Here is a 25466-nt window from a genome sequence, read left to right on the forward strand (position 1 = left end):
AGGTTCTTATATATGCTTAATAGAAGACATATCCGTATTAAGGCGATGCAAACCATTTATGCTTTTAATGGTACAGAAAGTGACGACATCAAGAAGGATGAAAGATTTTTGCTTCAAAGTTTGGATAGTATGTACGATTTGTACTTGGTCATCCTAGCATTATTGATAGAAACTCACAAAAGAGCCGAAGACCACTTAAACAAGAGTCAGAAAAAATTCCTGGCAACACAGGAAGAAAAGAACCCCAATGCCAAATTTGTAAACAACTCCGTTCTACAGGCATTGAGAAACAATCATGAGCTTTTAGATGAAATTGAATCCAGAAAGTTGAATTTCTGGTATTTGGATTTTGAGTACGTAGAAATCATATTCAAAGCTATTGTTGAAAGTGATTTGTATAAGGAATACATGGCTTCAACAAATTCAAGCTTTAAAGAAGACAAGGAGTTGGTTGCTACCATCTTTTCTGAAATTATTGCGCCTAACGACAAACTGTACGACTATTTTGAGGATAAAAAGATTACTTGGGTAGATGATTTGCCCATAGTCAATACTAGTATTCTTAAATTATTGAAGAAAGTTAAAAAGGATAGTCCAGAGAGTTATTTTACGCCAGATTTGTACAAAGATTTGGATGATCGGGATTTTGCAGTAGACCTATTGAAGAAGACGCTTTTGAATGTGTCTAAGTACAATGAGGACATCTCCAAAAAAACTAAAAATTGGGATACCGAGCGTATTGCAAGCCTTGATGCGGTACTATTGCAAATGGCCATTTGCGAGTTTCAAAAGTTTCCATCGATCCCAGTAAAGGTAACCATTAATGAATATCTGGAAATAGCCAAGGAGTACTCCACACCAAAGAGTAGTATCTTTATAAATGGTATTTTAGACAAGATTATCAAGGAGTACACGGCTGAGGGCAAATTAAATAAAATTGGACGCGGATTGATGTAGTTAGAAATAATTACTACATTTACGCCTCGAAAAAGGAACAATTAAATATTAATAATTAAATTTTATCCCAATGAAAAAAGTGATATTAAGTTTAAGCGCTCTTTGTTTAGTAGCTTTTACTTCATGTAAAGAAGATGCAGCAAGTAAAGTAAAAAGTGAAAATGTAGCAGTAGCTGCAGAAAGAGATGCTGTTGCTGGAGACCTACCTGTAATCTCTTTTGAGGAAACAGAGCACGACTTTGGAACCATTAAAAACGGAACCCCAGTTGAAACTAAATTCGTTTATACAAATACTGGTAAAGCTCCTTTGGTAGTAAGCAACATCAAGAGTACTTGTGGATGTACAGTACCTCAGGATTGGAGTAAAGAGCCTTTGGCTCCAGGAGAATCTGCTGAGTTTACAGTGAAATTCAACGGTAAAGGTAAAAACCAAATCTCTAAAACGATTACCTTAACAACCAATACGGAAAAAGGTAAGGAAATGGTTAAAATTAAAGCATTTATCGAAGCTGATCCTGCAGACGCTGCAGCTAAGCCAGCAGCAGCACACTAAAATATGGGAAACTTAACTGATTTTTTACCTTTTATAGCCATGTTTGCGGTGGTGTACTTCTTTATGATTGCACCGCAAATGAAAAGAGCTAAACAGGAAAAAAAGTTTGCTAACGAGCTAAAAAGGGGAGACAAAGTGATTACCAAAAGCGGTTTGCACGGTAAGATTGTCGAACTGAACGATAAAGACAATAGCTGCGTTATTGAAACCTTGGCGGGCAAAATAAAATTTGAACGTTCTGCCATTTCAATGGAAATGAGCAAAAAGATTCAAGACAAAGTAGCCACGAAATAGGTTGTCTTTTAAGCATAAAAAAAGCCACTTCATTTGAAGTGGCTTTTTTTATGCTGACTAGATTGTAAGTTTATTAGCAATTCTTGTATTTGTCGTATAAGCCTTTGCCCTGTAAAATCATAGGAGTGATCTTTTCCAACCGACTTAGTTTTGTCGCATCTCTTTTAGCAGAGGCAATGTATTCGCAATATTCTCGCTGCTTACCGGGTGATAAGGTTTCAAAATGTTGCTTTAGTTCTGTACTGTCCTCAAGAAGCTCTTTGAGTTCCTTTGGGACTTCAACAGTTTTCCCTTTTCTCTCGGGTTTGAGCTCTTTTCCCAATTTTTGGTTTTCTATAGCTTCTTTTACATAAGAAAGCACTACATTTTTATCTATGTCCTCAATGCTTTCAAAGCGCATTTGTCTTAAAGCCTTAGTTTTTTCTTGAGCATTGACCAACAGTTGTTTCTCATCTTTTAAAAATACACCGTTGAAAAACCATATGCCGAAATGATTTTTAAAAGCTCCCAATCCAATAACATTTTTACCATTGATGGCATACACAGGAGCATTCCATTTCAGGGATTCTTCTACTTCGGTGGAAGTGATGATATCCCTTAAAAGGCCCAGAGCTTCGGGGAAATTAGAGTTTTCAATATAAGCTTCAACAGAAGTTGCCTTTGCCATAATACTTTAGAATTTAGAAAAGAAAAACGGGAACTTTTGGGGTTCCCGTTTACTAAATTAGGCAATTTTATTCAATCTTATTTTTTCAATGCAGTAAGTTCGGCAATTTTACAGATCACTTCGGTAGCCTTGATCATGCTTTCCACAGGGACATATTCGTAACGTCCATGGAAGTTATGGCCTCCAGCAAAGATGTTTGGACAAGGTAAGCCCATATAGCTTAATTGCGACCCGTCTGTACCACCTCGGATAGGTTTGATGATAGGTTTAATGTTCAGTTCTTTCATAGCCTCTTCCGCAATATCTACAATGTGCATTACAGGCTCTACTTTTTCCTTCATGTTGAAGTATTGATCCTTGATTTCAATTTCAATGACTTCTCTTCCGTATTCAGAATTGATTTCGTTGGCCAATTTCTGCATCACTTCTTTACGAGCTTCAAAATGTCCTTTGTCGTGGTCACGAATGATGTATTTCAAAACGGTTTCCTCAACTTTCCCTTCCATGCCATGCAAGTGGAAAAACCCTTGGTAACCTTCTGTATGTTCTGGAGTTTCGAGTCTTGGCAAGGAATTGATGAAGTCGGTAGCAATATACATGGAGTTTACCAATTTTCCTTTGGCGTAACCCGGGTGCACAATCTTTCCTTTTACCTTTACAGTGGCTCCTGCCGCGTTGAAGTTTTCGTATTCCAATTCACCAATTTGGCTCCCGTCCATGGTGTAAGCCCATTCAGCTCCAAATTTTTCAACGTCAAATTTATGAGCGCCTCTACCAATTTCTTCATCAGGTGTAAAGCCCACGCGAATAGGACCGTGTTTTATTTCTGGGTGTTGGATAAGGTATTCCATAGCCGAAACAATTTCGGTAATACCCGCCTTGTCATCAGCGCCTAAAAGGGTGTTTCCGTCGGTGGTAATCAAGGTTTGACCTTTGTATTGCAATAAGTCATCAAAGTAGGAAGGAGACAGGATAATGTCCTTTTCAGCATTTAAAACAATATCCTTACCATCGTAGTTTTCTATAATTTGTGGTTTTACATTGGCGCCAGTAAAGTCAGGTGATGTGTCAAAATGCGATACAAATCCAATAGTTGGCACTTCATGGTCTACGTTGCTAGGCAAGGTTGCCATAATGTAGGCGTTCTCATCAATAGTCACATCGGTCATCCCAATATCCTTCAGTTCTTGGGCTAGGGCATTGGCCAAATCCCATTGTTTTGCGGTACTTGGAGTCGTTTCAGATGCAGGATCCGATTCTGTGTCAACAGTTACATAACTTATAAATCTGTCTATAAGGTGTTGTTTGTTTATCATGAGAGGGTATTTTAATGAAAATCAATGTTAATAAAGTCTTCAAAAATACTACTAATTTCTAAAATGAATAGTAAGGTTATTTGTCATTTGCGTAGTATTTTTGCAGTCCAAGCTTGTAATTATGTATAAACTTATCGTTAGACCGTTATTTTTTCTTTTTGACCCGGAAAAAATTCACCATTTCACATTTTCCTTAATTCGAATTCTTCATAAAATTCCTTTGGTACCAAGCATATTTAGAGGCTTGTATCTTGTTGAAGATAAACGATTGGAACGCGAACTCTTTGGTTTGAAATTTAAAAATCCTGTTGGTTTGGCGGCCGGTTTTGATAAGGATGCCAAATTATATAAAGAGCTAGGTGATTTAGGATTTGGATTTATTGAAATAGGCACCTTAACGCCAAAAGCGCAACCTGGAAACCCTAAGAAACGTTTGTTCCGTTTGAAGGCAGATTCTGCTATCATCAATAGAATGGGCTTTAACAATGGAGGTGTTGAAGAAGCTGTAGAACGCTTGAAAAAGAATAAAGGCGTGCTGATAGGAGGGAACATTGGAAAGAATAAAGTGACTCCTAATGAAACCGCGGTGGAGGATTATAAAATCTGTTTTAATGCGCTGTTTGATTATGTGGATTACTTTGTGGTAAATGTAAGTTCTCCAAATACACCAAACTTAAGAGCGTTACAGGATAAGGAGCCTTTGACGCATCTTTTAAAAACTTTGAAAGACCTCAATGCTGAAAAGTCGAGTCCAAAACCAATTCTACTTAAAATTGCTCCAGATTTAACCGATGAGCAATTACTAGACATTATCGATATTGTGAAGGATACCAAAATTGAAGGTGTTATTGCAACAAATACGACCATTTCAAGAGAAGGGTTGAAATCTGAAAGCAAAGAAGAAACTGGAGGCTTAAGTGGAAAACCATTGACTCAAAGATCTACAGAAGTGATTCGTTTTCTTTCTGAAAAAAGCAATAAGGCATTCCCAATTATTGGAGTAGGAGGTATCCATTCTGCAGAAGATGCTCTTGAAAAACTTGATGCAGGTGCTAGTTTGGTACAGTTGTATACAGGCTTCATTTATGAGGGGCCAAAACTGATTTCCAAAATCAACAAAGCGATTTTAAATCACGCTTAATGAATGTTGATATTCTGATATCGTTTGTAGTGGCAACGTCGGCCTTGGCAATTTCGCCAGGACCGGATAATATTTATGTGCTGCTGCAAAGCATTGCCCATGGCAAAAAATATGGTTTGGCTACTGTAGCTGGATTGATTTCGGGATGTATAGTACATACCACTTTGGTGGCTTTTGGAGTGTCTACCTTGATTAAGGAAAACGACTATGTGTATTTAGCCATCAAACTTTTTGGTGCGGGCTATTTATTGTATTTGGCCTATAAGGTGTATAAAAGCAGTTCGGCATTGGAATTGAACTCCCGTGGCATTCCTAAAAAGAGCGTGTCGCAATTGTACAAACAAGGGGTGATTATGAATGTTCTCAACCCCAAAGTATCCCTATTCTTTTTAGCACTTTTTCCTGGTTTTTTGTTTAGTGATAGTCTGTCAACCGTTTGGCAATTTTATGTGTTGGGATTTATTTTCATGGGCGTTTCCTTGGTGATTTTTGCCGGTATAGCTATTCTTTCAGGAGCTATTTCAAATTATCTTATTCATCATAAAAATACAGGTTTGGTGTTGAAATGGCTTCAGATTATTGTCTTTGTGGGAATCGCCATTTTCATTTTAATCTAGTTTATAAGAAAACGTTTTAGTAGACGGTGAACTTTACTATCTTTGACTTTTATGAGCGACTACGTTAAAATTATAGAATGCCCTAGAGATGCCATGCAGGGCATTAAGGATTTTATTCCAACCGAAAAGAAAGTTCAATATATCCAGTCGTTGCTTAGGGTAGGCTTTGATACCATCGATTTTGGCAGTTTTGTCTCTCCCAAAGCCATTCCACAAATGGCAGATACCGCCGAAGTGTTATCGCGTTTAGATTTAAGCAATACCAACAGTAAACTATTGGCCATTATCGCCAATACCCGAGGTGCAATGGATGCCTGCCAACATCCAGAAATCCAATATTTGGGCTATCCGTTTTCCATTTCAGAAAATTTCCAAATGCGTAATACACATAAAACCATTGCGGAGTCCGTAGTGACCTTACAGGAGATCCTTGATATTGCTAATAACGCAGGCAAGGAGGTTGTGGTTTATATTAGTATGGGCTTTGGAAATCCTTACGGAGATCCTTGGAATGTGGATATTGTAGGCGAATGGACGGAAGCTTTATCAAAAATGGGAGTGAATATTTTATCGTTGAGCGATACTGTTGGAAGCTCCAATCCAGAAAGTATTGAGTATTTGTTTTCCAGTTTAATTCCGCAATATCCCAACATAGAATTTGGAGCTCATTTACATACCACACCCACCACTTGGTTCGAAAAGGTTGATGCAGCTTTTAAATCGGGATGCAGACGTTTTGATGGCGCTATTCAGGGTTTTGGTGGTTGCCCAATGGCGAAAGACGAGCTTACAGGAAATATGCCTACAGAAAAATTACTGTCTTATTTTACGGCTAAAAAGCAGTCCAACCTTAATGCGATGAGTTTTGAAAGCGCACATAACGAGGCTACAAAGATTTTCAAAAATTATCATTAAATAGTTTTAGTGGAGGCTTGCTAAGTTTTGGATAAAATTATTTTATTTAAAATTAATCCAGATAAAGTTTGCAACTTTCAAAGTGATGACTACTTTTGCGAGACGAAACAACTTATTTTAAACAAGTCTAAATTAAGATGAAAAAAGTAGTATTAACTTTAAGTGCACTAACTGCAATTTGTTTAACCTCTTGTAGCAGTGACGATGATAGCTCCGTAAACAATAATCAAGTAATAGCGCCTATTACCTATGAATTTGAAAGAGGAGGGAATTCAACCGTTAGTTTTTCTGGTCAGACTACACGAATTGCCATGGCGCAAGAGCTAAGAGGCGCTTTGTTAGACAACACGCTTTCGGCATCTCAGTTGATGGGAATGTTTGCCCACGAAGAAGGGAATGAAGATTTCTCAGATGCAACATTAAATGCCTCTAACAAGAACATACGAAGTAAAACAGCTGCATCTTCAGATTATTTTTCGGCAAATACGGTAGCTGCAGAGGCTATTAAATCTGATTTGGATGCATGGATTACAGAACAAGCCGATGTTGTTTTTGCAAATTGGGCGGTGACAGCCGAAGCTGGTGTTGCAGGGCAAATCCAAGAACCAGGAGGAGGAACAACCCGTTACGTAAATGCTAAGGGATTGGAACTAAACCAAGCTGTAGCAAAATCTTTGATAGGTGGGTTGATGACCGATCAAATGTTGAACAACTATTTGAGTGTAAATGAACTTGATGCAGGGGATAACATGGAAAATAATACGGCAGAGGTTTTAGAAGATGGACAATTATATACTTCTATGGAACATAAATGGGATGAGGCTTATGGATACTTGTACGGTGCCGAAGTAGATCCATCTATGCCAGTTTTGAATGCGGATAGTTATCTGAATACATATTTAAGTCAAGTGGATAGCGATGCTGATTTTGCAGGAATTGCAGAAGCCGTTTACGAGGCATTTAAATTAGGACGTGCAGCCATTGTAGCCCACGACTATGATCTACGTGATGAGCAGGCTGAAATTATCAGAGCTTCAATTTCTAAGGTTAGTGCCGTAAGAGCAGTACATTATTTTATTGGAGGTAAGGAAGCTATGGAAGCCAATAATATGGCTAAGGCATTTCATGAACTTTCAGAAGGGTTTGGTTTTATGTACAGTCTTCAATTTACACGCAAACCGGGAACTAATGCCCCATATTTTTCTAAGTCAGAAATAGACGGATATGTTAGTACATTAATGGCTGGAAATGGGTTTTGGGACGTTTCTGGAGAAACCTTGGAAACAATGGCGCAAGAAATTGCTAGCAGATTTGGGTTTACCGTTGAGGAAGCTGCAAATTAAAAAATATAAAATTTAAGTAATTAAGTGGTTGTTGCATTAGGTTTGCGGCAACCACTTTTTTATATTTGCAAAGTTTATTTAGAGTAAATAAAAATAACCATGAAATATCTTTTTAGTTTAGCTATAGTTGCATTGCTTTTCACCGGATGTGATTCTGATTCTGGATCCAGTAGTTCTAATGGTGACGGATATGACAGAAGTCTTATACTTTCTAATTTAGCAGATAATATAATCATACCGGCTTATACAGAGTTCGGTAATGACATTTCTGCTCTTAAAACTTCTGCTAGTACTTTTGTGGAAAATGCAAATCAAGCTAATTTAGAAGCTTTAAGATCCAATTTGTTTGAAGCCTATAAGACATGGCAATATGTAGGTATGTATGATTTGGGGAAGGCCTACGAACTGCAATTGGGATATCAAATGAATGTATTTCCTACCTCTGTTGCTGAAATAGAAGCCAATATTATTGCTGGTACTTATGATTTGGGACATAGTAATAACCATGATGCTGTTGGATTCCCTGCGTTGGATTATTTACTCTATGGGATTGGAGAGAATGATATGGATATTCTAGCCAAGTATACTACCGATCCTTTGGCTGAAAACTACCGAAACTACTTGATGGATTTGGTCAATAGAATGGATGCTTTAACACAGCCTGTAGTTGCAGATTGGCCAAATTTCCGAAGTGAGTTTGTTAGTAGCAGTGGCAATACGGTTAATAGTTCGTTGAACAAATTGATGAACGATTATATTGCTTTTTACGAAACTGCCTTAAGAAAAAATAAAATTGGATACCCTGCCGGTGTTTGGACAACAAGTACGTACCCAGAGAAGGTAGAAGCCTATTATAGTGGAGCGTATTCCAAAGAATTGTCTTTACATGCATTAAAAGCTGTAGAGGATGTTTTTAATGGCAAACATTACAATGGAAGTGCTGTTGGGGAGAGCTTCAAAACGTATTTAGACTATTTGAACCAGATAAAGGACGGTACCGATTTAAGCGAACTTATCAATAATCAATTTGATTTATCTAGGGATAAAATCAATGTTTTGGATCCGAATTTTTATTCTCAGATAACCACAAATAATACGATGATGTTAGCAGCCTATGACGAACTTCAAAAGAATGTTATTTTGATGAAGGTTGATATGCTTCAAAGCTTTAATATATCGGTGGATTATGTAGATAGCGATGGGGATTAATCCTTGATGCTGTAACAAACAAACGCTAGGATTCTTGCCATATCAGGTAAGAATCTTTTTTATATATGACTTCTGCCTTAAAAAAATATTTGTCGTCCTATGCCAATGTAGCTCCTTTGGTGGTATTTCGTATTGGGTTTGGCCTTATGATGTTTGCAAGTATTATACGGTTTTGGAGTAAAGGGTGGATTGAAAAACTTTATATTGATCCTCAATATCATTTTTCGTATTACGGTTTTGAATGGGTGAAACCCTTAGGTGGTTTTACCTATTTATTATTTGTAATATGTGCTATAGCGGCTTTTTGTATAGCAATAGGCTATAAGTATCGATGGATGGTAGCGGCTTTCTTTTTAAGCTTTACCTATATTGAATTAATGGACAAAACTACCTATTTAAACCACTATTATTTTATTAGCGTGTTAAGTTTTATAATGATTTTTCTACCAGCTAATGCTGCGTTTTCTGTGGATAGTGTATTCAAAGGAAAATCATATAAGACCATTCCTAAATGGACTATTGACAGTATTAAGTTAATGCTGGGGGTGGTTTACTTTTATGCCGGTATAGCAAAGCTAAATTCTGATTGGTTATTAAGGGCCATGCCTTTAAAAATATGGCTGCCTTCAAAATATAGTTTACCTTTTATAGGAGAAAATTTAATGCAGCAGGAGTGGTTTCATTATGCCATGAGTTGGGGAGGTATGCTATATGATGTGAGTATTCCGTTTTTATTGCTTTACAGGAAAACAAGATGGTTTGCCTTTGCAATGGTGGTGTTTTTTCATGTCTTTACAAGAGTTTTATTTCCTATAGGGATGTTTCCATATATCATGATTGTAAGCACCTTAATTTTCTTTGATGCTGGTTTTCATAATAGAATTATTGCAGGCCTAAAAAAAGTGCTCTCATTTCAGAAAAAGCCTAACATCCAAGAAAAATACCTCTATAAATTTCAAAAACCAGCTTTGCTAGTATTGAGTATCTTTTTCGTGGTACAATTGGTGTTTCCTTTTAGATACTTGCTTTATCCTGGTGAATTATTTTGGACAGAGGAAGGTTATAGACTGTCATGGCGGGTAATGTTAATGGAAAAACAAGGGCACACCACGTTTAAAATTGTTGATGGTAAAACAGGCCAATTTAAATATGTAGATAATTCTCAGTTTTTAACAACATTTCAAGAGAAACAAATGAGCTTTCAGCCAGATTTTATTCTGGAGTTTGCTCACTTTTTAGGGGATTACTACCGAGAAAATGAAAATTTCCAGGAAGTACAGGTGTATGCCGACAGTTATGTGGCTTTAAACGGGAGGTTGAGTCAACAATTTATAGACCCGACAATAGATTTATATAAGGAACGGGAATCGTTTAAACATAAACATTGGATTTTACCATTTAATGATGAAATTAAAGGACTTTAGCATGTTATTCAATTGGATAGTTAAATTATTTACTAAAGAAGTTATCACTATTTTTTGTGTTGTTTTATGTGTGTTGCAGTCAGTAGCACAGCATAAGGTGTCTGGCATGGTAACGGACAGTCTTACAAAAGCTCCTGTTGGTGAAGTTGAAATTTACGATAAGTTGAGAGGGCTTATAACAACAACGGATGCTAAGGGACATTTTGAATTTCAAACAAATAAAAGTAAGCTTACTTTGGTATTTTTTTCATTGTACCATGATGTTTTGGAAAAGGAACTTGCCATTACAAAAGATGTTGAGATGGCTATCGAATTATCCGTGACCGTAGAAGAATTGACGGCTGTGCAAATCAATTCTAGGCGTGCCAAAGCCTTTGCTTTAGAGCGTTTGGAAGACGTGGAGGGAACGGCAATTTATGCTGGGAAAAAGACGGAAGTAGTATTGGTTGACCAATCCATGGCAAATCTAGCAACCAATAATGCGCGACAAATCTATAGTGAAGTGGCGGGGTTGAATATTTATCAAAATGACGATGCTGGTTTGCAGTTAAATATTGGAGGGCGTGGTCTAGATCCTAATCGTACTTCTAATTTCAATACGCGTCAAAATGGTTATGATATCAGTGCCGATGTTTTGGGGTATCCCGAAAGTTATTATACCCCGGCAGCAGAAGGTTTAAAGGAAATACAGGTTGTAAGAGGAGCAGCATCCTTACAATACGGAACCCAATTTGGCGGATTGGTAAATTTTGTAATGAAGGAACCTAATGCCAATAAACCTTTTGAATTGATAACCAGAAACACCTTGGGCAGCTTTGGGCTCTATACCAACTTTACAAGCATTGGGGGGACCAAAGATAAGCTTAGTTATTATGGATATTTTAATTATAAAAAAGGTGATGGGTTTAGGCCAAATTCGGAGTTTGAATCAAAGAATGCCTATATGCATTTAGGCTATCAGCTTACTGATAAAACAAAATTGACTGGAGAGCTTACCCATCTGCACTATTTGGCACAACAGGGAGGTGGGCTTTCAGATGGTATGTTTGCTGAGGATGCTTACCAAAGCAATCGTGAAAGAAATTGGTTTCAGGTTGATTGGTGGTTATACAACCTAACCTTGTCTCACCAATTTTCGGAAAACACCAATTATACTTTTAGTGCTTTCGGGCTTAATGCCTCTCGTTATGCGCTTGGATTTAGGGAAAATAGAGTAAGCCAAGCCGATAATTTACAGGAACGAGATCTTATTAAAAGTGAGTTTAACAATTTTGGATTTGAAACCAGATTGTTACATAAATATTTGTTGGGTGATACCAAGAGCACGTTTTTGATTGGGGGTAAATTTTATAAGGCCAATAATTCTAGTGAGCAGGGGCCGGGATCGGATGGTTTTGGACCGGATTTTGACTTTTATTTGGATGATTATCCTACCTATCAAAATCAATCAGCTTATACGTACCCTAACTTGAATGTGGCAGCATTTGGTGAGAATATTTTCTATTTCAACGAAAAATTTTCTATTACTCCGGGGTTCAGGTTTGAATATATCAATACCGGAAGTGAAGGCTTTTATAAGGAATTTAGTGTGGATGGGGCCGGAAATATTGATGAAGAGATTACGCATTTTCAAGATGAAACCAGAGAGCGCTCGTTTGTGCTTTTAGGGTTAGGAGCTAGCTACAAACCTGTTAAAGGAGCGGAACTTTATGCTAATATTTCTCAAAACTACCGGTCTGTAACCTTTGCGGATATCAGTATTTTCAATCCTTCATTTAGTATTTCTCCAGATATTTCAGATGAGAAGGGATTTACAACAGATGTGGGCTTACGAGGACGCTTTAAGGATATTGTATCTTATGATGTTGGTGGATTTGCAATTTCTTATCGCGATAGGATTGGGATCGTTTTAAAAGAGCGGGAAGATGGTAAACTGGTAAGTGAACGAGGTAATGTGGGGAATGCTCTTATTTTTGGGATGGAGTCCTTGATTGATGTCAATCTAAATAATTGGTTGATTGATAATAATGATTTGGTTTTAAGTTGCTTTTTCAATGGCGCTTTTATTAGTTCGGAATATACGTCTTCTGAAGAAACAGGTGTAGTGGGCAATGAAGTAGAGTTTATTCCCGCTGCAAATATCAAAACTGGACTTAATTTTGGATATAAGAATTTCCTTTCTAGAATACAATATACATATCTGGGAGCTCAATTTACAGATGCTACCAATGCCGAAACTGACGAGCAAAATGAGAGTGGTGTATCGGGAATGATTCCTTCTTATGATATTTTGGATGTCTCTCTATCATATTCCTACAAAAGATTTAAGCTAGAAGCAGGTGTAAATAATGTGCTTGATAATGTTTATTTCACTAGGCGTGCCACTGGGTATCCTGGTCCGGGTATTATTCCATCTGCGCCAAGAAATTGGTATACCTCATTGCAAATACGGTTGTAGTCAATTATATAATTTCATTTAGGCTTTTTCAAATACGTGTTTGTTGGTTCCCAAACCAGAGTTAAATGCTGTTTTTGGAGGGGGAGCAATAAGCCCCTTTCTTAAAGTTTGCTTAAGATATTGATTTTGTAACAATTGTTACTTGTTAATTGAAATAAAGCACATTACTTTACGTTGTTAATGTGATTAAACATACACAATTAAGTTATTATGCGTAAGTTATTAGTGCTTCTACTATTTATTTTGGGAGTAAATAGTGTGTTTTCGCAAGAATGGCAAACCAACTTCGAGGAAGCCAAATCCCAAGCAGCTAAAGAGCATAAATCCATTGTATTGATTTTCTCAGGTTCCGATTGGTGTGCACCGTGTATCAAATTGGAGAAGCAGATTTTGGAAACAGAACAGTTCAAATCGTTCGCCAATGAAAGGGCTGTGCTTGTTAGGGCTGATTTTCCACGGAAAAAGCAAAATCAATTGGATGAAAACCTTCAAAATCAAAATAAGCACTTAGCAGAAATGTACAACCAACAGGGATATTTTCCACTTGTGGTTGTAATGTCTCCCGAAGGGAAAGTTTTGGGTCAGGCAGGGTATGAAAAAACCAGTCCAGAGGCTTATGTAGCAAAGCTAAAGGGCTTTATGAAATGATAGGCTGAAATGAAACGTCTCTTCTTGATCCTATTTTTTTTATGGGGAATCTCAGCTTCCGCACAGTCCGTTTTTAAGCGGACCCTAAAACTAATGGGAAGTCGTTTTGATATCTCTGTTGTAGCAGAAAATCAACAACAGGCCGATGGTTATATTGATATTGCGGTTGAAGAAATTACCAGAATTGAAAAGTTGATATCATCGTGGGATGCCAATTCCCAAACCTCAATGATCAATGCCAATGCGGGCATACAGCCTGTTATAGTTGATAGAGAGTTATTCAATTTAATTAAACGAGCTGTGGGATTGTCCAAACTCACCCAGGGAGCTTTTGATATTTCATATGCGTCCATGGACAAAATTTGGAAGTTTGATGGCAGTATGGAAATGATGCCAACAGAGGAGGAAATTAAGCAGTCTGTGTCTAAAGTTGGCTATCAGCATATCGATTTGAATGAAAATGCTGGTTCGGTTTTTTTGGATACTAAAGGAATGAAAATTGGCTTTGGGGCCATTGGCAAGGGGTATGCCGCAGATCAAGCAAAAGAGCGTTTGAAGGCTTTAGGGGTGCAAGCAGGTATCATTAATGCTTCTGGCGACATGAATACATGGGGACGGCAACCCAATGGCGAACTTTGGAATATTGCCATTACAAACCCTCTTAACAAAGATAATGTGTTTGCCATGCTGCCAGTAGACAACCAGGCCATTGTAACTTCCGGTAATTATGAAAAGTTTGTAAAGTTTAACGGGGTACGTTATGCTCATATTATCGACCCTAGAACCGGTTACCCTAGTACGGGAATTATCAGCGTAAGTGTTATGGCAGCAAAAGCTGAACTCGCCGATGCTCTTGCTACCTCGGTATTTGTCATGGGCAAGGAGGTAGGTTTGGATTTTATCAACCAATTAAATGGTGTAGAATGCATCATTATAGATGAACAAGGAAATATAAATTACTCCAATTTAATAAAACCAAAACAATGATTAAGTACGTGTCATTAATGGGATTTTTAATAATCTCATTAAGTTCTTGCACGGCGGTAAAAGAATATGAAAAGGTCAATATTAATGACCCGGAAATGGTCTTGTCCGCTCGAAAAGCAGAACGCTTCGAAACCAATTTTCAATTGTATAGAGAAGGTTCCTCCGGTGCCAATGGAGGTAAAACGGGAGGAGGCTGCGGATGCAATTAGGTATGAAAAAGATAAGTTTACTGCTGTTACTGTTGGCAGTAGCTGTTGGCTATTCGCAAAACAAACCTGCAGATTCCTTACAAAATTCTACAGTAACAGCCTATAAAAAGCGCGTATTGGAAACTACGGAAGTAGATTTTTTAATGAGTTATTATGCACAGGATGGTAAGCATGCTGCGGTTTCTGGTGGGATTGGTGATGAAAACTTAACCGATATCACACCAACCATTGTGGTAGCCATTCCTTTGAACAGCGACGATGTTTTGACCGTGGACGCTGGGATTTCTGCATACACTTCGGCATCTTCCAGTAACATTAATCCGTTCGATTCTAACAAACCGGCGAGCCCGTTTTCTGATTCTTCGGGGGCATCTAGGTCTGATACTTGGGTGAATGGAAATTTTAGTTATGCCCATTCTTCGGACGACAGAAATCAAATAATAGGAGCGACTCTGAGTGTGGCTTCAGAATACGATTATTTCTCCATAGGTTTTGGTGGAAATTATACGCGTTTGTTTAACGAAAAAAATACAGAACTTGGAGTAAAGGCCAATGTGTTTTTGGATACTTGGAACCCTCAATACCCTATTGAGTTAAGAAATGGTTTTTCGCACTCGGGTATTGAAGGACCAGGAACTTATGATCCATTTAAATATGAAAAATTTAATGACTTGGGCCGAAACTCCTATAGTTTGTCATTGAGCTTTTCGCAAATCCTGACAGAAAATTTACAGGCCTCCATTTTTATGGATCTTGTGTTGCAGCAAGGATTGCTTTCTACACCGCATCAAAGGGTATATTTTATGGATCAACCAGATTTCTTTATAGCAGATTTTCAGTTGGCTGATGATGTAGAGCGTTTACCAGATAGTCGATTTAAAATTCCGATTGGGGGTAGGTTAAATTATTTTATAAATGAAAGATTGACACTTAGAACTTATTATCGGTTTTATTCAGACGACTGGGGGATTACGTCACATACAGCTAGTATAGAAGTGCCTTACAAGATCAGTGATAAATTTACGATATACCCAATTTATAGATATTATACCCAAACGGCAGCCGATTACTTCGCTCCTTATGAAGCGCATTTGTCAAATGAAGACTATTACACTTCAGATTATGATCTCTCAAAATTTGATAGTAATCAATTTGGTGCAGGTTTTAATTACACTGATATTTTTACAAGCTTCCATATTTGGAAAGCTGGCTTGAAAAGTATCGATTTCAGGTATGCTCATTACAAGCGTAGCGACGGGCTGTCAGCCAATATATTCTCCACTGCATTTAAGTTTTTGATTGATTAGAATTTAAGTATCTTTATGTTTTATCAAAGCTCAAGTTGATTCAACAAAAGACCTTAAAGAACGGCCTTATATTTTTGTTTTTAACCCTTGGCCAATTTGCCTTGGCCAAGGAATGGATATGTTTTAAAGACTTTCAAAAGACAACAGGAAACCTTGAGTTGCCAACTTCTGATTGGTTGAAATCTGATAGGAAACACAATACCCTTAAATGGGAACAAGCAAACGCATACAATTTAGAGCATGGTCTCTTTGGGGAATACACCAGTATTCAACAAAGAACAGATTTTTATCAATGGCTTTACGAAGCGTTGGACAAAAAGGGACATGAAGTTGTATGGCCAAAAATGGCCCATTTCATATCTAATAAATTAAGGCTTGTTAAAGGATTTCCGTATTGCATATTCATGAAAGGCAGCATCAAGAAATATGCTTATTTAGGAAGTGAGGCTGCTTTTAATGGAGCCCTCGAAACTTTGGGAGCACTTTACTATTCCAAAGTCATATTTAAAGGAGAAAATGCCTTGGATTGGGATAAGCAACTTCTATACAAGGAACAACATATATGGCTAGAAAATATCTATAAAAAAGTAGATGCTTCAACCTTGAAAACCATTGAACGTATGGCTAAGGGAAAAGGATTTTATGCTTTGATTGTACCCAGGGAAATTCGTTTTCAAGGCGATATTTCATTGGAAGAAAAGCGCTACGAATATGCCTTGCATACTTTGAGGGATTATTGCAAGGAGCATTATCCATAATTTAACTTCATTTAAAAGTTTAATGTCATTAAAAGTCGTATATTTGCACGCAATTATAACCGTAATTGCATCATGATAGCACATCAAAACAAAATTCTAGGAGAAGGATTAACCTATGACGACGTCCTTCTAGTGCCAGCCTTCTCAGAAGTCTTACCAAGAGAAGTAAGTATTCAAACAAAATTTACGAAAAACATTACGCTTAATGTTCCTATTGTATCGGCTGCAATGGATACCGTAACCGAAAGTAAAATGGCTATTGCCATGGCTCGTGAAGGAGGAATTGGTGTTTTGCACAAAAATATGACTATCGCGCAACAAGCTGCTAAAGTAAAGCGTGTAAAACGTGCTGAAAATGGGATGATAATCGACCCTGTGACCCTTCCGTTGACAGCGAAAGTTGCAGATGCAAAACAATACATGAAAGAACACAGTATTGGAGGAATTCCAATCGTGGATGAGAGTGGAACTTTAAAAGGTATTGTAACCAATAGAGATTTACGTTTTGAGCATAAAAACAGTCGTCCTATTTCTGAAGTAATGACCAGTGAAAACTTGGTGACAGCGGGAGTGGGAACGTCGTTGAAAGATGCTGAAATTATTTTGCAACAACATAAAATTGAAAAGCTACTTATTGTAGATGACAATTATAAATTGGCTGGGTTGATTACCTTTAGAGATATCACTAAGCTTACCCAAAAACCAAATGCCAACAAAGACGAATACGGTCGTTTGCGTGTTGCTGCTGCTATTGGTGTAACTGGAGATGCAGTTGAAAGAGCAGAGGCTTTGGTAAATGCAGGTGTTGATGCGGTTATTATTGATACAGCACACGGTCATACCAAAGGAGTGGTAGCGGTATTGAAAGAAGTGAAAAAGAAATTCCCTCAGTTGGAAGTGGTAGTAGGAAATATTGCTACGGCCGAAGCTGCAAAATATTTGGTAGAGGCTGGAGCAGATGCTGTTAAAGTGGGTATTGGTCCTGGATCTATTTGTACTACACGTGTAGTTGCTGGTGTTGGGTTTCCACAGTTTTCTGCGGTTTTGGAAGTTTCTGCGGCCATTAAAGGTACCGGAGTTCCTGTAATTGCGGATGGGGGTATCCGTTATACAGGAGATATTCCTAAAGCGATTGCTGCTGGTGCTGATAGTGTGATGTTAGGATCTTTATTGGCAGGAACTAAAGAATCTCCGGGTGAAACCATTATTTACGAAGGAAGAAAATTTAAGTCTTACCGAGGAATGGGGTCTGTTGAAGCGATGAAAGAAGGAAGTAAAGACCGTTATTTCCAAGATGTAGAAGATGATATCAAAAAATTGGTGCCAGAAGGTATCGTAGGACGTGTACCTTATAAAGGAGAATTGGTAGAGAGCATCCATCAATTTATTGGCGGTTTACGAGCTGGAATGGGTTACTGTGGCGCTAAGGACATTGAAACTTTGAAGGAAAAGGGACAATTTGTGAAAATTACTTCTTCCGGAATCAATGAGAGCCACCCTCATGATGTAACAATAACAAAAGAAGCTCCTAACTATTCTAGATAGTAAGGGCTGCAATAAAACAAAAAGCGCGATGGATTCCATCGCGCTTTTTGTTTATAGAGGTTATTGGAGAATTATTTTTTAGGTTTAATAATCATCCGGAACGATTGATCCTTATTAATGTAATATCCAATCCAATCGTAAAGCGCCCGCATTCTGTTTCTAAAATTTACCAACGACATGATGTGCACAAAAATCCAAATACACCATGCCAAAAAACCTTTAAAGAAAAACTTTTGGTCTGGGCCGTCTGTAACAGCTTTGTTACGTCCAATTATGGCCATTGTGCCCAAATCTTTATAGGCGAAAGGCTTCCATTGGTGGGTTGAACATAAATTTTCACCAAGGTTCTTGGCTTGCTGAATAGCGGTTTGCGCCAATTGAGGATGGCCTTTTGGGTAATTGGGGTCTCCTGAAACCAAAGCAGAATCTCCTATAGCATAGATATTGTCATAACCATCGACCAAATTAAAGGCATTGGTTTTTAAACGTCTTCCCGGGCCATAGTTTTCAGGTGTAAAACCGTCAAAGGTTTTGGCTGAAATTCCTGCAGCCCAAATTAGGTTGCGGCTGTGTATTTCGGTACCATCCGATAGGGATATCACATCATCCTTAAAGTCTTTAACCAGAGTATTGAGTTTGATGGTAACTCCAAGTTCTTCCAGCTTTTTATAGCTGTATTTTTGGGTTTTTTCAGACATCACGGCTAAAACAGCATCTTGACCGTCAATTAGGTAGATTTCGCCTAGGTCATTCATGCTTAATTCAGGATAATCTTTGGTTAATATATGGGCACGCATTTCAGCAAAAATTCCGGAAAGTTCCACTCCGGTAGGACCTGCACCAGCAATGACAAAGGATAGCAGTTTTTTGCGATCTTCTCTTTTTTCAAGACGCGTGGCACGTTCCAATCGGGTAAAAATAACATTTCGCAAGGCCAAGGCATCGCTGATGGTTTTCATTGGTAAGCTGTATTCTTCAATATTTTTGTTTCCAAAGAAATTGGTTTCAGCTCCCGTGGCCATGACCAAAAGATCATAATAAAGCTCTCCGTTGCTTACAATGATTTTGTTTTCTTGAGGCACTACCTTTTCAAGGGCTCCCAATCTGAATTTTACATTGGGTTTTGAGCGTAATATTTTCCTGAAGGGGTAACTAATGGCGGACGGCTCCATAAAGCCAGCAGCGACTTGATAGAGTAAAGGAGGAAAGAAATTGTAATTGTTGGTATCCACCAAAATTACATTATAGTTGGAGTTGCCTAGTTGGTTGATAAGTTCTAAACCAGCAAAGCCACCTCCAACAATGATGATGGTTTTTCTATTGGACATGATGTAATGGATAATCTGAATCTACCTACAAAGATATTGGCTACGGTCAAACTACAGATGATTTAATAATATAAAAATAACATGGAATTACGCTTTTTTTCAAAATGCAATTATTTTGTAGTATGAGATGATTATTGTAGAGTATTTTGCTTAAAAAGTTGCGGTTTATGGATCTTTTAAAATATGTTTTAAACCTAACAGTAAGTTGTGCTCCAAGGTGTCAATATGGCCATCGACACTAAAGAGTTCTTTAATTTCACTAATTAATATTTCTAATTCTTCGGGGTTGTAATTAAGGGAAGATAGGGAGGATCTAATTTTTTGAATGCTTTGATAATCGTTGTCTTTGTCAAACTCATGATGGATTTTCTCAAGGTCCAAATCTTTGATTTTTGATTTTATGTATGCTTTTTCAGCTTTGGACTCATTAAAATCGGCATGGGAACAAAAAATCATGATATATGCCTTTAATTCGTCTTTACTCCAATTGGTAACAAACTCATTCATAGGAATGGAAATTAATGGTTTGAAAGTGTCAAACAGTGATACATAAAGTTACGGAATAAAATTGTAGAATTAAATTTTAGGAATTAAAAAAGCCCTATACTTGATGTGCAGGGCTTTTAAAGGTTCTAGAGTGTCCGGAGTTTATTCAGTACAATCAAATTTTATGTTGGAAACATCTCCTTTTTTAGAGTCTCCGTTTACTTTAAAGTCGGTAAAAATATTTGCGAAATTCGCATTGTTTTGATCACAGTCGGCATCAAAAACAATGGCAAACGTAGTTTCTGCACAGGCTTCCAAATCGCCAACCCAAGTTAAAACCGTTGGGGATCCTTGACCATTTCCAGGATTAACCGAATATTCCTTATCGTCCAAAGGTGTAAAATCTACAATGTGAGGACAAGTAAATTGAACGACTGCATCTTCTAAAGCATCAACACTTGAATAAGTGAACAGGTAGCTGTTTTCCCCTATAGCTTCATAGCTAAAGCTTTCTTCACAAGGGCAAATGCCTATTAAAGAATAAGTAGCATCTAATGTAAGATCATCAGAAAGACCTTCTTGTTTAATGCTAAACGATATTTCATCACAAGCTTCCCAATCCATTGGTAAATTGTATATCAGAGATACAATTTCTCCACCTTCCAGATTATCTTGAATTACCGGGGAAATATTGACTACTTGTGGTTCACCATTAATATTGACATTAGTAATTTCAACTTCAATTGAGGAATTGAAATTAGCATTTCCGATATACTGATAGTAAACATCAATTATAAATTGTGTCTCGGTATTATAAGCTTCATAGCTTACTTCCTTTTTTTTATATCCGTTGCCGTTGCCTTGTTCGTGAAAGTCAGAGTCTGCCATTACAAAGTAATCACCACTACCGGCAACAATACAAGAAGTTTCGCAGTCTACATAAGCTTCACGCATGGCAGAAGCAGCCATAGCTGTCTTGTTTACAGAAGTAAGCTTTTCCAAGCTTAAGGATTGTGTGTTTTCAGGGATTTGGTTATCCTGTAATTCTTCAGATTGACAGGAAAACATTAGGATAGAAACCAACATACAGCACCCTAAGAACTGGTTGATTTTGGGCATGTTTTTCATGATTCATTTAGTTAAGGTTACTATCAAACACTATTGTTTGATAGGGTTTTGCTAACAAATGAATTGAATTTTGAAATCCTGAAGATTTATTTTTGGTGAACTACTTAAAAAGTAGAGGAGTTACAAGTAGATTCAAAAATCATCGACGAAATGCATTTCTTACAATAGTCAGAAAAAGCAAAATTTAGTTACGATATAATTCCGACAATCAATTATTCCAATAATTAAGGTTTTCCCTTAATACCTTTGATTTTGAAAGGTAATGGGCCGCCCAGAAGGAAATCCAAATAGCGTATATTAAAAACGCATAAATTCCTATTTGAAGATTTTGAATGGCTAGTATTAAACTAACAATAAACCCAAGGGCTAAATTAAGCCTAACGGCATTTTTAATGCGCATGTTAAAAACACCGGTTAAAAAATTCCACTTGGTTAGCTCATTGGTAATTACTGGTTTCTTTGGATTGGAGAAATCGATGGATACTTGTTGGGAAGGTTCCATTTTTACGATTATTTGGTCGTCCCGTCGAAGATAATCGTAGTCGAATTTCTTTAAGAAATCCTCTGTATGCTGCAGTTTCATATAGTTTGTCGTTAAACGGTAGTTGGCTGCTTGAATTGCTAACAGCCTCATGGTGGTTAACTTGAACGATAAATTTACGACTTAAAGCGATGAAGCTTCCAATTTCAATGTTAAGAGAATGTAAAGTTTTAGAATTCTATTATTGAATACATGACTGTAAATAGTTACAATTATAAAAACTCAATATTTCGGAAATATTCTTCTTGGTGAATTCTTCGTTTTCTACTTTTTCTAAAAGCTCAGGACAATCATTGAAGTAGTTTTTCATAGATCTTTTAAAACTCTTGGAAAATGGGAGTCCTCTTGTATACAATGTTTCAATTTGATCGCTATTTCCATGCCCAACATAATAACTATATCGAGGGAAATTGACAACTAAACCACACGTGTTTTGTCCAATAGGTACTAAATTTCCATTAGGAAGCCTTAAGTTGTAATTGATTTTATAGTTTGAAAATGGATTTATAAAGTCAAGTCCTTTAGGCTCTGAGTCATCAAATGATATTAGTCTATTGTTGCCATTATTATCTATAAATGAGCCTTCATAAACCCTTACATATAGGCTTAGACTGTCTATGGAAACAATTTCAACTATGTCTTCAAATTTAGAGCCGTCAACATGTTTGTACCTGAATTTTCTAAAATAGTTGTTTTCTAAAATATCAACACCTATAAGGTCCTTGGATTTGTAGCCCTTCCATTTTAAAGTGTCATTTTTGAATTTTACAGTAACGATAGAGTGAATGCCGCTTATTTCTGCTTCTCCTGATATACGCGTACTATCCTTTAAAATTAATATGGCAGGACCTTTTTGTGCAGAAGCAACGCTATTGAAGCAAACAAATGCTAAGCATAAAATTAAAAATCTCATTGTGGTTGGTTTTGTTGATTTTAAAATGTTTTTATTCTAGCGAGGTTTCGAGCAACATATCTATTGTACCAGCCGTGACTGAGTGGTAATTACCCCGTGTTTCTTTGTAAATGGATAATGCTTCCTCAACTTTGTCTGCTTTTTTATAGGCTTTAAATAAGGTTTCTACATACCATCTTCTTCCAACATGGGTTAGGAATGATGCAATATTTTTATCGACCTCGTTGCCTCTGTAATCGTGAATGATTGATTGTTCGAACCAAACCATGGCAATATGGGAGTTGCCAGAATTTGTAAAGTCAAAAGCCTTATCCAAAAGCGCCATTTGTTCTGGCGTGATGGTTTCTGGGAAATTACGAATGAAATGCACCCACTCTTGAGTGGTCCAATTACTGGTCAAGGTGGTGTCTACTTCATTCAATGTTAGAAATTGCTCCAAAGTGCGTTCCGCAGTATCAAATTTATCTGAAGCAATTACAGCAGCATTGGAAGGAATGCCTGGTTTGTAAATCCATTCTTTAGTGTTGAATGTAATGTTGTTTGGTTGTAGCAGCTGTGTGTTCAGGTAATTGACAAAATCTTCAGTAGTCAAAGTGCTAAAAGCATTGGTTGTAAAATAGCTCTTTAAAAACACATCAAACTTATCGCGGCCAACAGTTTCTTCCAAAGTTCTTAAAAATAGGTACCCCTTGTCATAGGCAATACTGTTCATGCCATCATCAGGGTTTTCATTTTTCAAGTCCAATTTTAATTGTGTGCTTTTAGGCGTATCCTTAAGATCTTCTATTTCATCTTCCAAATCCTGACGGCCAATCAAGGCCAACATATCGGCACGTTCTTTCCCGTAAAGAGCTTCCATAATTCTGATTTCAAAATAGACGGTAAAGCCTTCATTCAACCAGAAATCGTTCCAAGTTGAGTTGGTAACCAAATTACCCGACCAAGAATGCGCCAATTCGTGTGCAATCACCGAAGTTAAACTTTTGTCACCGGCAATTAAAGTAGGCGTAGCAAATGTAAGTCGAGGGTTTTCCATGCCTCCAAAAGGAAAACTAGGCGGCAGTACAATGACATCAAATTGCTCCCAGGCATAAGTGCCATAAAGTGCTTCGGCAGCCTTGAGCATATTGTCCATTTCAGAAAATTCATTTTGAACTTTATCAATCATAGACGTTTCGGCATATACACCTGTACGGTTGCTAATAGCTCTATATTCTAAATTTCCTACGGAAAGCGCTATCAAGTAAGGGGAGATTGGTTGTTTCATTTGAAAATGATACAATCCTTCAGTGTTTTTTTCTTTAGGGTTCTCGGCACTCATCACAGCCATAAGCTCAGTGGGCACTTTTACAGTAGCGTTGTAAGTGATGCGTATTTGAGGACTATCTTGAATAGGAATCCAAGTACGGGTTAAAATGGCTTGCCCTTGGGTAAACAAGAACGGATGTGTTTTATCTGCCGTTTGTTGTGGAGCTAACCATTGCAAGGCTTCGGTACGATCTGTGGTTTCGTAGAAAACCGTGACTGTTTTAGTGTCCTGTTTAATATCTATATGAAGTGCTTGCCCCAGAAATTCATCAAAATCGCCTAAATGGAATGAAGTTGCTTTACCGTCAGCTTCCACACTTTTAATATTTAAAAACTTACTGTCCAAAACAATTTCAGAAGCATTACTATTGGTAATGTCATATGTGGCTGATCCTTTTATAGTTTGAGAATCAAAATCAACTTCAATGTCTAAATCTAAATGGTTGATGTAAGCCTTGTTGGGAACGGCGAAGGAATGGGGTTCCTCCACAAAGGTTTTGGGTATTGCATTTTCTTTTTCACTAGCACAGTTAAAGCATGACAATGCTATGGTTAATAGAAGAATAAGGGGGTATTTCATGTTAAAAGATTATAGGTTTTGGTACACTTGGCCACGATGTGGTTTAAGTGCATCACGAACAGGTTTCATCTGGGATTCATCCACCACTAAAAATGCGATGGAATGCATTTCGGATAGGGTTTCCACACCCGTAATCTCGAGATCCAGATTTTCCATGCGAATATACTCTTTTAAATGGATTTCATGGTGTTGGGCGGTTTTTAGGGCGGCTGGCCCACGGAAGTCCCAGATTAATTTTAATTTACGCATTGGCTACAGAAGTTCCTTTTTCTGCAAAGTTCTTAAAATCTACCATGTATTGCAACGATTGTTTCTTAAAAGCACTGGGCATGAATTTGGTCATTAATTTCATGGTAAAGCTTAAGGGGACAAATTCATTGTCCGAAGTCCAAACGGTTTGACCGTCTTCTGTTTGTTTAAAGTAGTTTTCTTGGATATTATGCATGCCATGGGTTGTGTAGGTGGCGTGCAATTCGTAGGGTAAATTAGCGTGTGTAATAGTTTCCACAAGTTCCATTACGCGCTTTCCCAATTTATAGACCAGTTTCATTTTGGATCCAAGTTCTCCCGGTGTGCCCGAAATATGTTCGGCAGCAATGAGGCCTTTTTGCCAATGCTTCATATTTTCCGTATTGTTGAATTTATGTAGGAATTCATCCAGTGGTAGGGCCACAGTAATTTTAGTGGAGTACTTCATTGTTAGCAGTTTATTCGAAATTAAAGATACTATGTTATTTTGATATTCCATTCGTTTTTTTGTTTACACAATGAAATGTTCGGTTTTAACATGACTGATAGCTTCTTTTTATACGAATTGCTTTATAAGGACGTTTC

Annotated in this window: 26 protein-coding genes; 16 read left to right on the forward strand and 10 right to left on the reverse strand. The window is 37.4% G+C overall.

Going from position 1 to position 25466, the window contains the following annotated elements; all coding sequences use genetic code 11:
• Positions 1–12: 12 nt before the first annotated feature.
• From nusB to yajC, 3 genes are all read left to right on the forward strand, one after another.
• Positions 13–957: a transcription antitermination factor NusB gene (gene nusB / locus RBH95_RS06410; protein WP_307901856.1), complete on the forward strand. Its 945-nt coding sequence runs from the start codon at positions 13–15 to the stop codon at positions 955–957.
• A gap of 70 nt (positions 958–1027) precedes the next feature.
• Entirely contained in the window at positions 1028–1510 is a 483-nt protein-coding gene (locus tag RBH95_RS06415) for a DUF1573 domain-containing protein (protein ID WP_053990288.1), read from the forward strand.
• Between the two features lie 3 nt (positions 1511–1513).
• The gene (yajC, locus tag RBH95_RS06420) at positions 1514–1804 is read left to right on the forward strand and encodes a preprotein translocase subunit YajC (protein WP_307901857.1); all 291 of its coding nucleotides are present in this window, start codon (positions 1514–1516) and stop codon (positions 1802–1804) included.
• A gap of 73 nt (positions 1805–1877) precedes the next feature.
• Here the strand turns inward: yajC and RBH95_RS06425 are convergent, their stop codons facing one another.
• Positions 1878–2471 (reverse strand): YdeI family protein, encoded by a 594-nt coding sequence (locus tag RBH95_RS06425; protein ID WP_307901858.1) that lies wholly within the window; start codon positions 2469–2471, stop codon positions 1878–1880.
• A 77-nt stretch (positions 2472–2548) separates the two neighbouring features.
• A complete protein-coding gene (gene pepT / locus RBH95_RS06430) occupies positions 2549–3787 on the reverse strand; it encodes a peptidase T (RefSeq protein WP_307901859.1) in 1239 nt (412 codons plus the stop codon).
• Positions 3788–3908: 121 nt separating this feature from the next.
• On the opposite strand from pepT, the gene RBH95_RS06435 reads away from it, so the two are divergent.
• The 13 genes from RBH95_RS06435 (at position 3909) to guaB (ending at position 18348) form a co-directional block, all read left to right on the forward strand.
• Positions 3909–4928, forward strand: a complete 1020-nt coding sequence (locus RBH95_RS06435; protein ID WP_307901860.1) for a quinone-dependent dihydroorotate dehydrogenase — start codon at positions 3909–3911, stop codon at positions 4926–4928.
• Positions 4928–5545 (forward strand): LysE family translocator, encoded by a 618-nt coding sequence (locus RBH95_RS06440; RefSeq protein WP_307901861.1) that lies wholly within the window; start codon positions 4928–4930, stop codon positions 5543–5545. The genes RBH95_RS06435 and RBH95_RS06440 overlap by 1 nt, the downstream gene beginning before the upstream one ends.
• Before the next feature lie 51 nt (positions 5546–5596).
• Positions 5597–6460: a hydroxymethylglutaryl-CoA lyase gene (locus RBH95_RS06445; RefSeq protein WP_307901862.1), complete on the forward strand. Its 864-nt coding sequence runs from the start codon at positions 5597–5599 to the stop codon at positions 6458–6460.
• A gap of 137 nt (positions 6461–6597) precedes the next feature.
• A complete protein-coding gene (locus RBH95_RS06450; protein ID WP_307901863.1) occupies positions 6598–7803 on the forward strand; it encodes a DUF4856 domain-containing protein in 1206 nt (401 codons plus the stop codon).
• Between the two features lie 99 nt (positions 7804–7902).
• Complete coding sequence (locus tag RBH95_RS06455; RefSeq protein ID WP_307901864.1) at positions 7903–9012, forward strand: imelysin family protein; 1110 nt, start codon at positions 7903–7905, stop codon at positions 9010–9012.
• A gap of 65 nt (positions 9013–9077) precedes the next feature.
• Complete coding sequence (locus tag RBH95_RS06460; RefSeq protein WP_307901865.1) at positions 9078–10436, forward strand: HTTM domain-containing protein; 1359 nt, start codon at positions 9078–9080, stop codon at positions 10434–10436.
• On the forward strand, positions 10417–12894 hold the full coding sequence (locus RBH95_RS06465) for a TonB-dependent receptor domain-containing protein (protein ID WP_374047827.1): 2478 nt from the start codon (positions 10417–10419) through the stop codon (positions 12892–12894). The genes RBH95_RS06460 and RBH95_RS06465 overlap by 20 nt, the downstream gene beginning before the upstream one ends.
• 210 nt (positions 12895–13104) lie before the next feature.
• Positions 13105–13542 carry a thioredoxin family protein gene (locus RBH95_RS06470; protein ID WP_307901867.1) on the forward strand — a complete coding sequence of 146 codons (438 nt, stop codon included), beginning with the start codon at positions 13105–13107 and terminating at the stop codon, positions 13540–13542.
• A 9-nt stretch (positions 13543–13551) separates the two neighbouring features.
• The gene (locus tag RBH95_RS06475; RefSeq protein ID WP_307901868.1) at positions 13552–14529 is read left to right on the forward strand and encodes an FAD:protein FMN transferase; all 978 of its coding nucleotides are present in this window, start codon (positions 13552–13554) and stop codon (positions 14527–14529) included.
• Positions 14526–14738 carry a DUF4266 domain-containing protein gene (locus RBH95_RS06480; RefSeq protein ID WP_307901869.1) on the forward strand — a complete coding sequence of 71 codons (213 nt, stop codon included), beginning with the start codon at positions 14526–14528 and terminating at the stop codon, positions 14736–14738. Before RBH95_RS06475 ends, RBH95_RS06480 begins: the two co-directional genes overlap by 4 nt.
• 2 nt (positions 14739–14740) lie before the next feature.
• Positions 14741–16045: a DUF3570 domain-containing protein gene (locus RBH95_RS06485; RefSeq protein ID WP_307901870.1), complete on the forward strand. Its 1305-nt coding sequence runs from the start codon at positions 14741–14743 to the stop codon at positions 16043–16045.
• 35 nt (positions 16046–16080) lie between these two features.
• A complete protein-coding gene (locus tag RBH95_RS06490; protein ID WP_307901871.1) occupies positions 16081–16803 on the forward strand; it encodes an Insecticidal toxin complex protein in 723 nt (240 codons plus the stop codon).
• A gap of 72 nt (positions 16804–16875) precedes the next feature.
• Positions 16876–18348 carry an IMP dehydrogenase gene (guaB, locus tag RBH95_RS06495; protein ID WP_307901872.1) on the forward strand — a complete coding sequence of 491 codons (1473 nt, stop codon included), beginning with the start codon at positions 16876–16878 and terminating at the stop codon, positions 18346–18348.
• A gap of 71 nt (positions 18349–18419) precedes the next feature.
• Here the strand turns inward: guaB and RBH95_RS06500 are convergent, their stop codons facing one another.
• From RBH95_RS06500 to RBH95_RS06535, 8 genes are all read right to left on the reverse strand, one after another.
• Entirely contained in the window at positions 18420–19676 is a 1257-nt protein-coding gene (locus RBH95_RS06500) for an NAD(P)/FAD-dependent oxidoreductase (protein WP_307901873.1), read from the reverse strand.
• 165 nt (positions 19677–19841) lie between these two features.
• Positions 19842–20183 carry a hypothetical protein gene (locus RBH95_RS06505; RefSeq protein ID WP_307901874.1) on the reverse strand — a complete coding sequence of 114 codons (342 nt, stop codon included), beginning with the start codon at positions 20181–20183 and terminating at the stop codon, positions 19842–19844.
• Between the two features lie 141 nt (positions 20184–20324).
• Complete coding sequence (locus RBH95_RS06510; RefSeq protein WP_307901875.1) at positions 20325–21290, reverse strand: hypothetical protein; 966 nt, start codon at positions 21288–21290, stop codon at positions 20325–20327.
• A 208-nt stretch (positions 21291–21498) separates the two neighbouring features.
• Positions 21499–21924: a hypothetical protein gene (locus RBH95_RS06515; protein ID WP_307901876.1), complete on the reverse strand. Its 426-nt coding sequence runs from the start codon at positions 21922–21924 to the stop codon at positions 21499–21501.
• 88 nt (positions 21925–22012) lie between these two features.
• A complete protein-coding gene (locus RBH95_RS06520) occupies positions 22013–22744 on the reverse strand; it encodes a hypothetical protein (RefSeq protein WP_307901877.1) in 732 nt (243 codons plus the stop codon).
• Between the two features lie 31 nt (positions 22745–22775).
• Positions 22776–24632, reverse strand: a complete 1857-nt coding sequence (locus tag RBH95_RS06525; protein ID WP_307901878.1) for a M1 family metallopeptidase — start codon at positions 24630–24632, stop codon at positions 22776–22778.
• A 9-nt stretch (positions 24633–24641) separates the two neighbouring features.
• A complete protein-coding gene (locus RBH95_RS06530) occupies positions 24642–24881 on the reverse strand; it encodes a hypothetical protein (RefSeq protein ID WP_307901879.1) in 240 nt (79 codons plus the stop codon).
• The gene (locus tag RBH95_RS06535; protein ID WP_307901880.1) at positions 24874–25329 is read right to left on the reverse strand and encodes an SRPBCC family protein; all 456 of its coding nucleotides are present in this window, start codon (positions 25327–25329) and stop codon (positions 24874–24876) included. The genes RBH95_RS06530 and RBH95_RS06535 overlap by 8 nt, the downstream gene beginning before the upstream one ends.
• Between the last annotated feature and the right edge of the window lie 137 nt (positions 25330–25466).

Source organism: Mangrovimonas sp. YM274, from assembly GCF_030908385.1.
Taxonomy (GTDB): Bacteria; Bacteroidota; Bacteroidia; order Flavobacteriales; family Flavobacteriaceae; genus Mangrovimonas_A.

Excerpts from the sequence above, each read along its gene's own strand:
- guaB (WP_307901872.1), top strand. The coding sequence starts at position 16,876 with ATGATAGCACATCAAAACAAAATTCTAGGAGAAGGATTAACCTATGAC.
- RBH95_RS06440 (WP_307901861.1), top strand. The coding sequence starts at position 4,928 with ATGAATGTTGATATTCTGATATCGTTTGTAGTGGCAACGTCGGCCTTG.
- RBH95_RS06520 (WP_307901877.1), bottom strand. The coding sequence starts at position 22,744 with ATGAGATTTTTAATTTTATGCTTAGCATTTGTTTGCTTCAATAGCGTT.
- RBH95_RS06465 (WP_374047827.1), top strand. The coding sequence starts at position 10,417 with ATGAAATTAAAGGACTTTAGCATGTTATTCAATTGGATAGTTAAATTA.
- RBH95_RS06510 (WP_307901875.1), bottom strand. The coding sequence starts at position 21,290 with ATGAAAAACATGCCCAAAATCAACCAGTTCTTAGGGTGCTGTATGTTG.
- RBH95_RS06455 (WP_307901864.1), top strand. The coding sequence starts at position 7,903 with ATGAAATATCTTTTTAGTTTAGCTATAGTTGCATTGCTTTTCACCGGA.
- RBH95_RS06505 (WP_307901874.1), bottom strand. The coding sequence starts at position 20,183 with ATGAATGAGTTTGTTACCAATTGGAGTAAAGACGAATTAAAGGCATAT.
- RBH95_RS06425 (WP_307901858.1), bottom strand. The coding sequence starts at position 2,471 with ATGGCAAAGGCAACTTCTGTTGAAGCTTATATTGAAAACTCTAATTTC.
- yajC (WP_307901857.1), top strand. The coding sequence starts at position 1,514 with ATGGGAAACTTAACTGATTTTTTACCTTTTATAGCCATGTTTGCGGTG.
- RBH95_RS06480 (WP_307901869.1), top strand. The coding sequence starts at position 14,526 with ATGATTAAGTACGTGTCATTAATGGGATTTTTAATAATCTCATTAAGT.
- RBH95_RS06435 (WP_307901860.1), top strand. The coding sequence starts at position 3,909 with ATGTATAAACTTATCGTTAGACCGTTATTTTTTCTTTTTGACCCGGAA.
- RBH95_RS06450 (WP_307901863.1), top strand. The coding sequence starts at position 6,598 with ATGAAAAAAGTAGTATTAACTTTAAGTGCACTAACTGCAATTTGTTTA.
- RBH95_RS06485 (WP_307901870.1), top strand. The coding sequence starts at position 14,741 with ATGAAAAAGATAAGTTTACTGCTGTTACTGTTGGCAGTAGCTGTTGGC.
- pepT (WP_307901859.1), bottom strand. The coding sequence starts at position 3,787 with ATGATAAACAAACAACACCTTATAGACAGATTTATAAGTTATGTAACT.
- RBH95_RS06525 (WP_307901878.1), bottom strand. The coding sequence starts at position 24,632 with ATGAAATACCCCCTTATTCTTCTATTAACCATAGCATTGTCATGCTTT.
- RBH95_RS06415 (WP_053990288.1), top strand. The coding sequence starts at position 1,028 with ATGAAAAAAGTGATATTAAGTTTAAGCGCTCTTTGTTTAGTAGCTTTT.
- RBH95_RS06475 (WP_307901868.1), top strand. The coding sequence starts at position 13,552 with ATGAAACGTCTCTTCTTGATCCTATTTTTTTTATGGGGAATCTCAGCT.
- RBH95_RS06500 (WP_307901873.1), bottom strand. The coding sequence starts at position 19,676 with ATGTCCAATAGAAAAACCATCATCATTGTTGGAGGTGGCTTTGCTGGT.
- RBH95_RS06530 (WP_307901879.1), bottom strand. The coding sequence starts at position 24,881 with ATGCGTAAATTAAAATTAATCTGGGACTTCCGTGGGCCAGCCGCCCTA.
- RBH95_RS06515 (WP_307901876.1), bottom strand. The coding sequence starts at position 21,924 with ATGAGGCTGTTAGCAATTCAAGCAGCCAACTACCGTTTAACGACAAAC.
- RBH95_RS06445 (WP_307901862.1), top strand. The coding sequence starts at position 5,597 with ATGAGCGACTACGTTAAAATTATAGAATGCCCTAGAGATGCCATGCAG.
- RBH95_RS06460 (WP_307901865.1), top strand. The coding sequence starts at position 9,078 with ATGACTTCTGCCTTAAAAAAATATTTGTCGTCCTATGCCAATGTAGCT.
- RBH95_RS06535 (WP_307901880.1), bottom strand. The coding sequence starts at position 25,329 with ATGAAGTACTCCACTAAAATTACTGTGGCCCTACCACTGGATGAATTC.
- RBH95_RS06470 (WP_307901867.1), top strand. The coding sequence starts at position 13,105 with ATGCGTAAGTTATTAGTGCTTCTACTATTTATTTTGGGAGTAAATAGT.
- nusB (WP_307901856.1), top strand. The coding sequence starts at position 13 with ATGCTTAATAGAAGACATATCCGTATTAAGGCGATGCAAACCATTTAT.